The organism is Saccharothrix longispora (assembly GCF_030852425.1).
Taxonomy (GTDB): domain Bacteria; phylum Actinomycetota; class Actinomycetes; order Mycobacteriales; family Pseudonocardiaceae; genus Actinosynnema; species Actinosynnema longispora.
Window position 1 is genome coordinate 65048 of the sequence record NZ_NSDM01000008.1, and the last position, 13145, is coordinate 78192.

Annotated in this window: 15 protein-coding genes; 12 read left to right on the top strand and 3 right to left on the bottom strand. The window is 72.8% G+C overall.

All coding sequences use genetic code 11. The annotated features are described in order from the left end of the window. Positions 1 to 58: 58 nt before the first annotated feature. The gene (locus CKY47_RS19450) at positions 59 to 460 is read left to right on the top strand and encodes a hypothetical protein (protein WP_306747307.1); all 402 of its coding nucleotides are present in this window, start codon (positions 59 to 61) and stop codon (positions 458 to 460) included. Here CKY47_RS19450 and CKY47_RS19455 read toward each other — a convergent pair. Then, a complete protein-coding gene (locus tag CKY47_RS19455; protein ID WP_306747308.1) occupies positions 427 to 1152 on the bottom strand; it encodes a hypothetical protein in 726 nt (241 codons plus the stop codon). The two genes, CKY47_RS19450 and CKY47_RS19455, sit on opposite strands and share 34 nt — an antisense overlap. A gap of 163 nt (positions 1153 to 1315) precedes the next feature. Between CKY47_RS19455 and CKY47_RS19460 the strand changes: the two genes are divergently transcribed. The 9 genes from CKY47_RS19460 (at position 1316) to CKY47_RS19500 (ending at position 11016) form a co-directional block, all read left to right on the top strand. Continuing rightward, positions 1316 to 3001 carry a sodium:solute symporter family protein gene (locus tag CKY47_RS19460; RefSeq protein WP_306747309.1) on the top strand — a complete coding sequence of 562 codons (1686 nt, stop codon included), beginning with the start codon at positions 1316 to 1318 and terminating at the stop codon, positions 2999 to 3001. An 11-nt stretch (positions 3002 to 3012) separates the two neighbouring features. After that, positions 3013 to 3285 (top strand): hypothetical protein, encoded by a 273-nt coding sequence (locus tag CKY47_RS19465; RefSeq protein ID WP_306747310.1) that lies wholly within the window; start codon positions 3013 to 3015, stop codon positions 3283 to 3285. Between the two features lie 197 nt (positions 3286 to 3482). Then, on the top strand, positions 3483 to 4493 hold the full coding sequence (locus CKY47_RS19470; RefSeq protein ID WP_306747311.1) for a DUF3558 domain-containing protein: 1011 nt from the start codon (positions 3483 to 3485) through the stop codon (positions 4491 to 4493). Positions 4494 to 4562: 69 nt separating this feature from the next. After that, positions 4563 to 6068 (top strand): aldehyde dehydrogenase family protein, encoded by a 1506-nt coding sequence (locus tag CKY47_RS19475; protein ID WP_306747312.1) that lies wholly within the window; start codon positions 4563 to 4565, stop codon positions 6066 to 6068. A gap of 113 nt (positions 6069 to 6181) precedes the next feature. After that, the gene (gene dhaK, locus CKY47_RS19480) at positions 6182 to 7183 is read left to right on the top strand and encodes a dihydroxyacetone kinase subunit DhaK (protein ID WP_306747630.1); all 1002 of its coding nucleotides are present in this window, start codon (positions 6182 to 6184) and stop codon (positions 7181 to 7183) included. Further along, positions 7183 to 7815, top strand: coding sequence for a dihydroxyacetone kinase subunit DhaL (gene dhaL / locus CKY47_RS19485; protein WP_306747313.1), 633 nt, complete (start codon positions 7183 to 7185; stop codon positions 7813 to 7815). Before dhaK ends, dhaL begins: the two co-directional genes overlap by 1 nt. Further along, positions 7812 to 8471: a dihydroxyacetone kinase phosphoryl donor subunit DhaM gene (dhaM, locus tag CKY47_RS19490; protein WP_306747314.1), complete on the top strand. Its 660-nt coding sequence runs from the start codon at positions 7812 to 7814 to the stop codon at positions 8469 to 8471. The genes dhaL and dhaM overlap by 4 nt, the downstream gene beginning before the upstream one ends. A gap of 134 nt (positions 8472 to 8605) precedes the next feature. Next, the gene (locus CKY47_RS19495) at positions 8606 to 10384 is read left to right on the top strand and encodes a 3-hydroxyacyl-CoA dehydrogenase family protein (protein ID WP_306747315.1); all 1779 of its coding nucleotides are present in this window, start codon (positions 8606 to 8608) and stop codon (positions 10382 to 10384) included. A 38-nt stretch (positions 10385 to 10422) separates the two neighbouring features. Beyond that, the gene (locus CKY47_RS19500; protein ID WP_306747316.1) at positions 10423 to 11016 is read left to right on the top strand and encodes a DUF3558 family protein; all 594 of its coding nucleotides are present in this window, start codon (positions 10423 to 10425) and stop codon (positions 11014 to 11016) included. Positions 11017 to 11068: 52 nt separating this feature from the next. On the opposite strand, the gene CKY47_RS19505 is transcribed toward CKY47_RS19500, so the two are convergent. Continuing rightward, entirely contained in the window at positions 11069 to 11281 is a 213-nt protein-coding gene (locus CKY47_RS19505; RefSeq protein WP_306747317.1) for an FmdB family zinc ribbon protein, read from the bottom strand. A gap of 224 nt (positions 11282 to 11505) precedes the next feature. Here CKY47_RS19505 and CKY47_RS19510 point away from each other — a divergent pair, with 224 nt between their 5' ends. Together CKY47_RS19510 and CKY47_RS19515 are read left to right on the top strand one after the other, a co-directional pair. Continuing rightward, positions 11506 to 11799 (top strand): Rv1322 family protein, encoded by a 294-nt coding sequence (locus CKY47_RS19510; RefSeq protein WP_306747318.1) that lies wholly within the window; start codon positions 11506 to 11508, stop codon positions 11797 to 11799. A gap of 67 nt (positions 11800 to 11866) precedes the next feature. Further along, positions 11867 to 12622, top strand: a complete 756-nt coding sequence (locus CKY47_RS19515; protein ID WP_306747320.1) for an alpha/beta hydrolase — start codon at positions 11867 to 11869, stop codon at positions 12620 to 12622. Here the strand turns inward: CKY47_RS19515 and CKY47_RS19520 are convergent. Beyond that, positions 12598 to 13128, bottom strand: coding sequence for a GNAT family N-acetyltransferase (locus CKY47_RS19520; protein WP_306747322.1), 531 nt, complete (start codon positions 13126 to 13128; stop codon positions 12598 to 12600). The genes CKY47_RS19515 and CKY47_RS19520 overlap by 25 nt on opposite strands. Between the last annotated feature and the right edge of the window lie 17 nt (positions 13129 to 13145).

The following is a 13145-nucleotide window of genomic DNA, read 5'->3' on the forward strand; positions in this document are numbered from 1 at the left end:
GCAAAGCGTTTTCCGCGATATACGCTGACCTCCCCGTTCGTGGGCCTGGGGAGGAACCGTGCGAAGACGAAGATCCGGTGTGCCCGCCCTGCTGCTCCTCCCCCTCGCGCTCGCGGCGTGCGCGGACACCGGTCGCGCACCGGTGCCGCTCGGGATGACGGCGCCCAGCTCCAGCATGACGGCCCTCCCCTCGGCGCACCTGGCCGCGCGGCCCGTGGCCGGGGCCGTGAACAGCGAGATCCGGTTGAGCGGTGAGGGCTACCCCGCTCACGGCCGGGTCGTGTTCACCTTCCGCGGGGCGCAGGTGGGCGAGACCACCGCGGACGCGGTGGGGCGGTTCGCCGAGGTGGCGGTGGTGGTGCCGGCCGCGTTCGCGGACGCCGGGCCCGGCACCCAGGTCACGATCGGGGCCACGTCGGGGCCGTTCTACGCCGAGACGCCGTTCGTCCTCACCCGGTAGAGCTCGTCCAGGACGTCGGCCCGGCTCAGCGCGAACCGGCTCGCCAGGTGGTCGGCCAGGCGGGCCACCTCCGGTGGCACGTCCGGGCACCCGCCCTCGAAGTCGGTCAGGTCCACGTACGCCTCCAGCAGGCCCGCCCCGGCGCGGCCGGGGAAGGTCCCGCCGTCGTCCCGGCGGTGGAACGCGATGCCCTCGCGCACGGCCGACGCGTCGCCGGTGAGCGCGAAGCCCGCCGCGCCGCCGCGGTCCTGGACGGGGTGGACCACGTCCGCCGTGCCGGACAGCCACGTGCGGGTGAACCCGACGACCTCCGCCGCGCCCTGGAGGTGGTCGAGGGCGGTGGACAGGGTGAACGAACGCGACAGCCCGGAACCGCACACGAACAGGAACGGCAGGTGTTCGGGGTAGCCCTGCTCGCGGCCGTCGGCGAGGGCGGCCGTCGCGTGCGCGCGGCCCGCGTCGTGGCCGCCGGCGAAGTCGTCGTCCCCGAACTGGTGGCGGAGCAGCACCAGGCGCCCCTCGGCGCGGTGCCCGACCGGCGCTCCCGGGCGGTGGCCCCACGCGCCCCGGGCGACCGGGGAACCGATGCGGCGGACGAGGAACCTCAGGTCGTGGCCACCCGTGCGGGTGTACTCGGACAGCTCCCGCGGCGTCAGCTCGCGAGCACCGGAATCGACCCCGTACGCGGTCACGGTCGGCAATCGGCACCTCCTGGCTCCACCTCCGGGAGTACGAGGTTTAGGAGCGGGTAGTTCAAACCGGCGAACCGCGCCGGAGTGCACTACGGTCAGCGTGGTCGCTGGTGAGTAGTGTTCGTTGGTGTTTTAGATTGTTTGATCGGGGAGGTGGGCGAGGGTGCCCGTGCTCGCACAGGCGGACCTGCGGCTTGACGCCGGACCGCTGGACTACGCGCTGTTGGCGGTCTACTTCGTGTTCGTGCTCGGCATCGGCTTCCTGGCCCGCAGGTCGGTGTCGTCGAGCCTCGACTTCCTGCTCTCCGGCCGGTCGCTGCCCGCCTGGGTGACGGGCCTGGCGTTCATCTCGGCCAACCTCGGCGCGATCGAGCTGCTCGGCATGGCGGCCAACGGCGCGCAGTACGGCATGGCCACGATGCACTACTACTGGATCGGCGCGATCCCGGCCATGGTGTTCCTGGGCATCGTGATGATGCCCTTCTACTACGGTTCGAAGGTCCGCAGCGTCCCCGAGTTCCTGCGCCGCCGCTTCGGCAAGGGCGCCCACCTGGTCAACGCGCTCAGCTTCGCCGCGGCCCAGGTGCTCATCGCGGGCGTCAACCTCTACGCGCTGGCGTTCCTGCTCAACCTCATGCTCGGCTGGCCGATCCCGCTGTCGGTGGTCATCGCCGCGGCGGTCGTGCTCGCCTACACCACCCTCGGCGGCCTGTCCGCGGCGATCTACAACGAGGTGCTCCAGTTCTTCGTCATCGTCGCCGCCCTGCTGCCGCTCACCATCGTGGGCCTGCACAAGGTCGGTGGCTGGGACGGCCTGGTCGACAAGGTGACGGCCGGTCCCGGCGGCGCGGAGCAGCTGTCGTCGTGGCCGGCGACCGAGCTGACCGGCATCCAGAACCCGGTGCTCAGCGTCATCGGCATCGTGTTCGGCCTCGGCTTCGTGCTCTCGTTCGGCTACTGGACGACGAACTTCGCCGAGGTGCAGCGCGCGCTGTCGGCGAAGTCGATGTCCGCGGCCCGGCGCACGCCGATCATCGGCGCCTACCCCAAGGTGCTGATCCCGTTCGTGATCATCATCCCGGGCATCATCGCCGCGCTGGTCGTGCCGGAGATGGTGGCGCTCAAGGCCGGTGACGAGAGCGGGGACGTCGCCTACAACAACGCGCTGCCCGCGCTGATCGGCGAGCTGCTCCCCAACGGCATGCTCGGCATCGCGATCACGGGTCTGCTGGCGTCGTTCATGGCCGGTGTCGCGGCGAACGTGTCGAGCTTCAACACGGTCTTCACGTACGACCTGTGGCAGCAGTACGTCAAGAAGGACAAGCCGGACGAGTACTACCTGCGCATCGGCCGCCTGGCCACGATCGGCGGCACGGTGGTCGCCATCGGCACGGCGTTCATCGCCGCCGGCTACGGCAACATCATGGACTACATCCAGGCGCTGTTCTCGTTCTTCAACGCGCCGCTGTTCGCCACGTTCATCCTGGCGATGTTCTGGAAGCGGATGTCGGCGGCGGCGGGCTGGATCGGTCTGGTCGCGGGCACGCTCGCCGCGGTGCTGGTGTTCGTGCTCGCCGAGACCGGCGTGCTCGACCTGCCCGGTCAGGGCGCGAGCTTCGTCGGCGCGGGCGTGGCGTTCGCGGTCGACATCGTGGTCAGCGTCGTGGTGACGGTATTCACCCGGCCGGTGCCGGAGGAGCGGCTGCGCGGGCTGGTCTACAGCCTGACGCCCAAGGAGGACCGCAGGCACTCCACGACCGGCGACGACTCGGGCTGGTACCGCTCGCCCGCCGTGCTCGGCGCGGGCGTCCTGGTCATCACCGTCGTGCTCAACATCATCTTCGCCTGAGGGAGGTCGTCATGGCGGCGCACAAGGCAGGTCTGTTCGACCTCCGGCTGGTGATCGCGGTGCTGTTCGCGATCTACGGGGTGGTCCTGGTGGTGGTCGGACTCGGCTTCACCGACGAGTCCGACCTGGCCAGGGCCGACGGGCTCAACATCAACCTGTGGTCAGGTGTCGGCATGCTCGTCCTGGCGGCGCTGTTCGCCGCCTGGGCGCTCCTGCGGCCCGTCATCGTGCCGGACGAGCCCGCTGACGGGGACCCGGTGGAGGGTGCTCAGCGCCGGGGGTAGACCGGGTTGAACGCCTCGACCGTCCAGGTGTCGAGCCAGCGGACGGCGCGTCGGATGCGGTTGCGCACTCGGTGCTCCTTTCGTTGGTTCCACCTGGTTCAGCGCGATGACCTTCTGAATCGTTCCCGAAGGCCCTCGTGAGGACGAACACAGGGTTCCGGCCACGAATGGCGCAACCGGGAGCTACCGTGCACGTCGTGAAGCGTCCCGTCGCTGTGCTGAGCGCGATCCTGAGCGCGACCCTCCTGGTGGCCGGCTGCGCCGGGACGGACCTGGCGAAGCAGCGGTTCCCCCGCACCACCATCCCGGCGAACGCGGAGAACGTCGCCGACCCGACCGGGACCACGGGCACCACGGGCAGCGCCGCGCCCGGTCAGCCGGTCGAACCGGCGTTCGCGCCAGACCGGCTGCGGCTCACCGACCCGTGCGAGCTGCTCGACGAGGACGTGCTCAAGGGCCTGGGCACACCCGGCGACGTGTCGCGCAGCGGCTTCAGCCGGTGCTCCAACTTCATGACCGACAAGGCCGGCAAGGACCTCGCGGTCACCGTCGACCTCGGCCAGACGATGACATCCGAGATCAAGAACGCCGACAAGCAGCTCGCCGGCCTGCGCAGCGCCGAGCAGACGCTGGACAACAGCGCGTGCTTCGTCTCGGTGATCACGCAGGACAAGCCGGGCCTCGGCATCACCGTGCAGATCGGCTACAAGGACGGCGACGCGTGCGCGCCAGGCCGCACCGTGGCCGAGTCCGTGGTCGCGCAGGTCCGGGACCGCAAGGGCGTCATCACACCCGCCAAGGGGTCGCTGATCACGCTCGACCCGTGCGCCCTGCCGGACGCCGGCGCGGTGGAGGCGGCCGTCGGCGCCGGCTACCGCACGTACCCGTACGGGCTGCACAACTGCTCGTGGGTGGGCGACGGCCCGGAGCTGACCGTGGACTTCCGGCGCACCTTCGTCCCCGACGACCGGGAGTTCGACGAGGGGCAGACCGAGGTCGACCTGGGCGGCGGCGTCACGGGCTACCAGAAGGCGGGCGCCACGGCGTTCCCCTCCTGCGAGGTCAAGTGGGTGCAGCGGGAGACGGGGAACGACGAGGGCGAGGTGGTCGAGGTGAAGTCGGCCGGACCGGAGAAGGCGCAGTTCGACCGCTGCGCCACGGCCGTGACGTTCGCCAAGGTGCTGCTGGCCAAGATCCCGAAGGGCTGAACGGGGGCTGACACCACCGCCGGATACCGGTTACTGTTCAGTAACACCGTGCACCACCTGGAGGGCCCGATGACGCAGCTCGCTCCGACCACCAGCGCGCGGGCAGACGACGAGCAGAAGCGGTTCGCCTCCCTCGACCCGCGCACCGGCGAGGTCGTCGCGCACCACCCCGTCGCCTCCGAGGCCGACGTGCGCGAGGCCGTGCGGGCCGCTCGCGACGCGGCGGTGTTCTGGGCCGGCCTCGGCTTCGACGGCCGGCGCGCCCGGCTCGACGCGTGGCGGAAGCTGCTGGTCAAGCGGCTCGACGAGTTCCAGCAGCTGATCAGCGCGGAGACCGGCAAGTCCGCCGACGACGCGCGCACCGAGCTGGCGCTGGTCGTCGAGCACCTGCACTGGGCCGCCAAGCACGCGGCGAAGGCGCTGGGCAAGCGCAAGGTGCCCTCCGGCATGCTCATGTACAACTTCGCGGCCACCCTGGAGTACCGGCCGCTCGGCGTGGTCGGCGTCATCGGGCCGTGGAACTACCCGGCGCTCACGCCCGTGGGCTCGATCGGCTACGCGCTGGCCGCCGGCAACGCCGTGGTGTTCAAGCCCTCGGAGTTCACCCCCGGCGTCGGCGTGTTCCTGGCCGAGACGTTCGCCCAGGTCGTCCCCGAGTACCCGGTGCTCCGGACGGTGACCGGGTTCGGCGAGACCGGCGCCGCGCTGTGCGCGTCCGGCGTGGACAAGATCGCGTTCACCGGCTCCACGGCGACCGGCAAGAAGGTCATGGCCGCGTGCGCGGCCTCCCTCACGCCCGTGCTGCTGGAGTGCGGCGGCAAGGACCCGCTCATCGTGGCCGAGGACGCGGACGTGAAGGCCGCCGCGGAGGCCGCGGTGTGGGGCGGGATCTTCAACGCGGGCCAGACGTGCGCGGGCGTCGAGGTGGCGCTGGTCGCGGACGCCGTCTACGACGAGTTCGTCGCCCTGGTCACCCGGAAGGCGGCCACGCTGCGCCCCGGCGGCGAGCCGGACGCGGACTTCGGGCCCATCACCATGCCCGGGCAGGTCGAGGTCATCCAGTCGCACGTGGCCGACGCGCTCGACCGCGGCGCGCGGGCCGTCGTCGGCGGGCTGGAGTCGATCCGGCCGCCGTACGTGGAGCCCGTCGTGCTGGTGGACGTGCCCGACGACGCGAAGGCCGCGACGGAGGAGACGTTCGGCCCCACGCTCGTGGTGACCAGGGTCGCCGACGCCGACGAGGCCGTGCGCCGCGCCAACGCCCACAAGTACGGGCTCGGCGCGTCGGTGTTCTCCCGCAACCGGGGCGAGGAGCTGGCGGACCGGCTGCGCTGCGGCATGGTGTCGGTGAACTCGGTGCTCGCCTACGCGTCGGTGGGCGCGCTGCCGTTCGGCGGGGTCGGCGACTCCGGGTTCGGCCGCATCCACGGTGAGGACGGCCTGCGCGAGTTCACCTTCGCGCACTCCGTGGCGCGCAAGCGGTTCCCGGCGCTGCTGAACCCCATGACCTACGACCGCGGGTCCCGGACCATGCGGCACGTGCTCCGGATGGTCCGGGTCCTGTACGGCCGCTAGTCCCCGTGCGGCCGCCGGCCGGGTCGGCGCGGCCGCGGTGGACCGCTCCGCTTTCGGGGGTGCCCCGGGTGGAGTAGGAATGGGTGATCAGCGTCGATCGGGAGGGCCTCCCCGTGAAGAAGATCATCAACGACCCGGCGACCGTCGTGGCGGACGCGCTGCGCGGGATGGCCCTCGCGCACGCCGACCTCCTCGACGTCGAGTACGACCCGGCGGTGATCGTGCGGGCCGACGCGCCCGTGCCGCGCAAGGTCGCCGTGATCTCCGGCGGCGGGGCGGGGCACGAGCCGCTGCACGGCGGGTTCGTCGGGCGGGGGATGCTCGACGCGGCGTGCCCCGGCGCGGTGTTCACCTCGCCCACGCCCGACCAGGTCGCGGCGGCCGTGGCGCGCACCGACGGCGGCGCGGGCGCGCTGCTCGTGGTCAAGAACTACACCGGTGACGTGCTGAACTTCGAAACCGCCGCCGAGCTGGCCGCCGCCGACGGCGTGGACGTGCGCACGGTGGTCGTCGACGACGACGTGGCGGTCAAGGACTCGCTGTTCACGGCCGGCCGGCGCGGCGTCGGCGGGACCGTGCTGCTGGAGAAGGTCGTCGGCGCGGCGGCCGAGCGCGGGGTCGACCTCGACGGCTGCGAGGCGCTCGCGCGGCGGGTCGTGGCGAACGTCCGCTCCATGGGGCTCGCGCTGACCGCCTGCACCGTGCCGCACGCGGGCGAGCCGTCGTTCACGCTCGCCGACGACGAGATGGAGCTGGGCATCGGCATCCACGGCGAGCCGGGGCGGCAGCGCGTGCCGGTCGGCCCGGCGGACGAGCTGGTGCCCGCGCTGCTCGACCCGATCCTGGAGGACCTGCCGTTCGCGGGGGGCGACCGGGTGCTGCTGTTCACCAACTCGATGGGCGGGACGCCGCTGATCGAGCTGTACTTGGCGCACGGCATCGCGGAACGGCTGCTCGCGGAACGGGGGATCACGGTGGAACGACGGCTCGTCGGCCCGTACGTCACCAGCCTGGAGATGCAGGGCATGTCGCTGACCCTGCTCAAGCTCGACGACGAGCTGGTGGAGCTGTGGGACGCGCCCGTGCACACCCCGGCGCTGCGGTGGGGTGTGTGATGGCGTGCACGGCGGAGGACGTCGCGCGGGCGTTGCGGGCGGTGGCGGCCGTGGTCAAGGAGCACCGCGAGGAGCTGATCCGGCTCGACCGCGAGATCGGCGACGGCGACCACGGCGAGAACCTGGCCCGCGGCTTCACCGCACTGGTGTCCAAGTTGGACGGTGACGTGCCCGCCCTGCCGGGTGGTGTGCTGCGGCTCGCCGCGACCACCCTGATCTCCACCGTGGGCGGCGCGGCCGGACCGCTGTACGGCACGGCGTTCCTGCGCGCGGCCACGTCGGTCGGCGACGCGGCGACCCTGGACGCGGCGTCCGTGGCGGGCGCCCTCCAGGCCGCCCTGGAGGGCGTGGTGGCGCGCGGCAAGGCCGCCGTGGGCGACAAGACGATGGTCGATGCCCTGACCCCGGCGGTGGTGGCCGCCGAAGCCGCCTCGGCGGGCGGCGGCGACGTCGGCGCGGTCCTGACGGCGGCGGCCGAGGCGGCGGAGGCGGGCGCGACCGCCACGGTGCCGCTGGTCGCGCGCAAGGGACGGGCCTCCTACCTGGGGGAGCGCAGCGCGGGACACCTCGACCCGGGCGCCCGGTCCACGGCGCTGGTCCTGCGCTCGCTCGCCGGGCAGGTGCTGTCGTGATCGGGCTGGTGGTCGTGTCGCACAGCCGGCAGCTGGCGGCGGGCGTGGCGGAGCTGGCCGGGCAGATGGCGCCCTCGGTGACGATCGCGCCGGTCGGCGGCGACGGGGCCGGCGGGCTCGGCACGGACTTCGTCGCGGTCGTGGAGGCCATCGCGAACGCGGACTCCGGTGCCGGGGTCGTCGTGCTGTTCGACCTGGGCAGCGCGCGGATGGTCGCCGAGATGGCCGCCGAGGAGGCCGGTGCCACGGTGCTCGTGGCGGACGCGCCCCTGGTCGAGGGTGCGGTCGCGGCGGCGGTGCGGGCGCAGGGCGGCGCCTCGCTGGAGGAGGTGGCGGCGGCCGCGTCGGCGGCGCTCGCGCCCGAGGACGTCCCCGCCCCGGCCGGCGAGGAGGTCGTGCGGGCCTCGCTGGTGCTGGCGGACGGCGCCGGCCTGCACGCCCGGCCCGCCGCGCTCGTGGTGCGCGCGGTGGACTCGTTCGACGCCCTGGTGGTGGTGCGGTTCGGGACCGCCGAGGCCGACGCGAAGAGCGTGCTGGCGTTGATGGGGTTGGGGGTGCCGGGCGGCGCCGAGGTGCGGGTGGAGGCGTCCGGGCCCGACGCGGCGCGGGCCGTGCGCGCCATCGAGGACCTGGTCGCGCGGGGGTTCGACGAGTAGCGGCCGCCGGCCGCGCTGAACCGGTCACTTGCTCGATACCGATGGTGAAGCTCACGCGGGCGCCGCGTGGCGACCGTGGCACAGTAGCCACAAGTTACCGTCTGGTAGCCACTCCGGTTGAGTGGGAGGTCGCAGTGACGCGCCAGTTCAGCACGGTCGGGATCGTCGGTCTCGGCACCATGGGCGCCGGCATCGCCGAGGTGCTCGCCAGGACCGGTGTCGCTGTCGTGGCGGTCGACGTGGACGAGGAGGGCCTGGCCCGGGGCCGCGGGCACCTGGACCACTCGACCGGGCGCGCGGTGGCGCGCGGCAAGCTCACCGAGGACGAGCGCGCCGAACTGCTCGGCCGCATCTCGTACGCCACCTCGCTGGACGCCCTCGCGGGCGCCGACCTCGTCATCGAGGCCGTGCCGGAGCGCGTGGAGCTCAAGGCCGAGGTGTTCGCCGCGCTCGACCGGATCTGCGGCCCCGACACGATCTTCGCGTCCAACACGTCGTCGCTGTCGATCACCGAGATCGGTGTCCACACCGGACGGCCGGGCAAGGTCGTCGGCCTGCACTTCTTCAACCCCACCACGGTGCTCAAGCTGGTCGAGGTCGTGCGCACCGTCGTCACCGAGCCGGACGTGGTGGCCGACGTCGTCGCGTTCGCCGAGTCGCTGGGCAAGGCGCCCGTCGTGATCGGCGACCGCGCCGGGTTCATCGCCAACGCGCTGCTGTTCGGCTACCTCAACCACGCCGTGCGCATGTACGAGTCCCGCTACGCGACGAGGGAGGACCTCGACGCCGCCATGCGGTACGGCTGCGGCTACCCGATGGGCCCGCTGGCGCTGCTCGACCTGATCGGGCTGGACACCGCCTACGAGATCCTCGACACGATGTACCACCAGTCCCGCAACCGGCTGCACGCCCCGGCGCCGCTGCTCAAGCAGATGATCGCGGCCGGTCTGCTGGGCCGCAAGAGCGGACGCGGTTTCTACACCTACGACGGCCCGGACTCGCCGGTCGTCGTGCCGGACGTGCACACCCCCGTCGCCGCCGCCGACGCCACCCCGGCGCGCGAGGTGCGGCGGGTCGGCGTGATCGGCACCGGCACGATGGCCACCGGCATCGTCGAGGTGTTCGCCAAGCGCGGCTACGACGTCGTGCTGCGGGCCCGTTCGCGGGACAAGGCGGAGGCGGCCCTCGGCAAGGTGCGCAAGTCCCTGGACAAGGCGGTGTCGCGCGGCAGGCTGTCCGAGGCCGACCGGGACGCCGCGCTCGCGCGCGTCGCGCCCGTCGTGGAGTTCGTCGACCTCGCCGACTGCGACCTGGTCGTCGAGGCCGTCGCCGAGGAGCTGTCGATCAAGAAGGACGTGTTCGCGGCCCTGGACGAGGTGTGCAAGCCGGGCGCGGTGCTCGCGACCACCACCTCGTCGCTGCCCGTCATCGAGTGCGCCGCCGCCACGTCGCGCCCCGGTGACGTCGTCGGCCTGCACTTCTTCAACCCGGCCCAGGTGATGAAGCTCGTCGAGGTCGTGGAGACCATCTCCACGTCGGCGGACGTCGTCGCCACCGCCCGGCGCGTGTGCCTCGACCTGGGCAAGGTGCCGGTGCACTGCGGCGACCGGGCAGGGTTCATCGTCAACGCGCTGCTGTTCCCGTACCTCAACGACGCGGTGAAGATGCTGGAGGCCCACTACGCGTCGGCCGACGACATCGACGAGGCCATGAAGGTCGGCTGCTCGCTGCCCATGGGGCCGTTCGAGCTGCTCGACGTGGTCGGCCTGGACGTGTCGCTCGCGATCGAGCGCACCCTGTACCTGGAGTTCCGCGAGGCGGGCTTCGCCCCCGCGCCGCTGCTGGAGCACCTGGTCACGGCGGGTCGGCTGGGGCGGAAGACGGGGAAGGGTTTTCGGGATTACGCGGCCTGAGTGCGTGTCCGGTCGCGGCGTTTGGCATCGTGGGCACCATGCGGCGTGTGGTGATCTCGCTCCTGGTGGCGGTGCTCGGCCTGACGGGCGCCTGTGCGTACACGGTCAACGGCACCCCGGTGTCCGAGCAGGTGCTCGACGTCGACCCGCCGTTCACCTCGGGAACGGAGCCCACACCGACGGACGACGACGACCCGTCGTCCACCTCCGACCCGGACACGGGGTCGGTCGGTGACATCTGCGCGCTGATCGGCTGGAAGGACCTGCCGTACGAGGTCGAGGACAAGAACGCCGAGCCGACCGAGACCGGTTACGACTCGACGTTCGACCAGTCCTGCAAGTGGCAGACGTCGGTCGGCTCGCTCGACGTGGGCGTCACCCTGCGCTTCCGCGAGGGCAGGACGATCACGCTGGAGCAGAACAACGGCGAGTTCCAGGTGGGCGACCGCAAGGTCACCTACTTCGACCGGACCACGGACACCACCGTGCAGCCGTCGTGCGTGCTGGTGATGGACTACGCGGGCGGCGGCATCGGCATCATCGTGATCGACGGCACCGCCCGCTTCGGCGGGATCTGCGACCAGGGCAGGAAGGTCGCCGAGGCGCTGCTGGAGAAGGAGCCGAACGGCTGACCCCGGCCCGGTCCGGGCCTGTCGGGCCGGGCCTGTCCGGGGGAACGCAGCCTCAGCCGCAACAGCCGCCCCCGCAGCAGCCCCCGCCACCGCCACCACCGCCGGCCGGGGCGCCGGACTTGCCGCCCAGGCCGACCACGGACAGCAGCTTCACGGTGTCGTCGTGGCCGTGCGGGCACGGAGCGGGGGCGTCGGACTCGCTCATCGAGCGCTTCACGTCGAAGGTCGACCCGCACGCCTTGCAGCGGAACTCGTAGGTGGGCACGACGCCCATTCTCCCCGCCGAGGGGGCGCCGGCACCAGCGAGGGCACCCCGACGGCGGACACCGCGGCGAGCGGGGCGGGCCGCGGACGACCGGCAGCGGCGTCACCACCGCTCCGGCCCCGAGGAGGAGGGGCGCCGCGCACCGCCACCCGCGTGCCTGCCCCGTGGACCGCGGACGACCGGCGGCCCGGGCCCGATACCCGGGCCCGATACCCTGGTCCCTCGTGCCCCGCCGCAACCGCCCGCAGCGCCCCGCCGAGCCGCGACCCGTCGGTGGCCACGGTTGGGCGCGTGCCGAGAGCGGGCCGGACGGCGAGTGGCTGGTCCGTTCCGTCTCGGGCGCCGCGACCACGAAGACGTACCGCTGCCCCGGCTGCGACCACGAGATCCGGCCCGGCACCCCGCACGTCGTCGCCTGGCCCGGCGCCGACCACGGCTCGGTCGAGGACCGCCGGCACTGGCACCAGGGCTGCTGGAACTCGCGCGGCCGGCGCGGACCCAGCCCCCGCCGGTGGTGAGAGCGCTCTCGACTCGGTGAAGGGTGCGGCGCGGATCGGCGCGGGCTCGGCGAAGGAGAGGTCAGGCGTGGACGAGGTGCCGATCAAGGCCAACACCGTGCTGCCCGCCCGGCGCGAGGCGGTGACGCTGCGGACCGAGGACGGCCTGTCACTGGTCGGCGAGCTGTCCCTGCCCGCCGCGCGCGACCCCCGCGCCACGCTGGTGCTCCTGCACCCGCTGCCGACGCGCGGCGGGATGATGGACTCCCACCTGCTGCGCAAGGCCGCGTGGCGGCTGCCCGCCCTGGCCGACCTCGCGGTGCTGAGGTTCAACACGCGTGGGACGGCCAGCGAGGCCGGGCGCAGCGAGGGCGCGTTCGACCACGCCGTGGGCGAGCGGCTGGACGTCGCCGCCGCACTGGCGTTCACGGCCGAGCGCGGACTGCCCTCCGTGTGGCTGGTCGGCTGGTCGTTCGGCACCGACCTCACCCTCATGCACGGGTGCGACCCGCGCGTCGAGGGTGCGGTGCTGATCTCCCCGCCACTGCGGTGGAGCGAGGCCGAACACCTGCGGGTGTGGGCGCGCTCGGACAAGCCGGTGGTGTGCCTGGTGCCCGAGCACGACACCTTCCTCCCGCCGGAACGGGCCAGGCGGCGGTTCGGCGCGGGCATCCCGACCGCGGACGTGATCGTCTTCCCCGGGGCCGGGCACCTCATGGTCGGGCAGGCCGACGAGGTGCTCGACGCGATCGTCGCCGCAGCCGTGCCCGAGGTGCCCACGCCGTTGCCGCGCACCTGGTCCGGCCCTCACGAGCGGCATCAGGTGACCATCGTGGCCTCCTGACGCCGCCAGACCAGCACCGGCCCCTCGACGGTCCTGCTATCGCCCACGTGCGCGAAGCCCAGCTTCTCCGCGACGCGCTGGGAGGGCGTGTTGTCGGGGTCGGTGATGATCACCACCGGACGGTCCGGCCGGGCGGGGCCCGCCCACTCGACGGCCGCGCGTGCCATCTCGGGTGCGTAGCCCCGGCCCCAGTGCCGGGGGCGGAACCGGTAGAACAGGTTGAGCGCCGGTTCCCCGTCCAACTCGTGGTGGCGCAGCCCGCCGAAGCCGATGACCTCCCCGGTCTCCGGCAGCTCCACCGCCCAGTACCCGATGCCGTCGCGCGCCCAGTGGGCCTGCCACTCCACCAGCATCGCCGCCGCCTGCTCCGCGGACGGCGAGCCGGCCGGGTTGAAGCGGTTCGTCCCCGGATCGGACAGCACGGCGATCGCGGAGCGCACGTCACCCGGCCCGACGCGCCTGAGCAGCAGGCGGTCGGTGCGGATCAGCTCCGGGTTCGAGGTCATGGTCGCGACGGTAACGG

Coding starts and splice junctions, on each gene's coding strand:
- CKY47_RS19465 (WP_306747310.1), top strand. CDS start 3,013: ATGGCGGCGCACAAGGCAGGTCTGTTCGACCTCCGGCTGGTGATCGCG.
- CKY47_RS19475 (WP_306747312.1), top strand. CDS start 4,563: ATGACGCAGCTCGCTCCGACCACCAGCGCGCGGGCAGACGACGAGCAG.
- dhaL (WP_306747313.1), top strand. CDS start 7,183: ATGGCGTGCACGGCGGAGGACGTCGCGCGGGCGTTGCGGGCGGTGGCG.
- CKY47_RS19500 (WP_306747316.1), top strand. CDS start 10,423: ATGCGGCGTGTGGTGATCTCGCTCCTGGTGGCGGTGCTCGGCCTGACG.
- CKY47_RS19520 (WP_306747322.1), bottom strand. CDS start 13,128: ATGACCTCGAACCCGGAGCTGATCCGCACCGACCGCCTGCTGCTCAGG.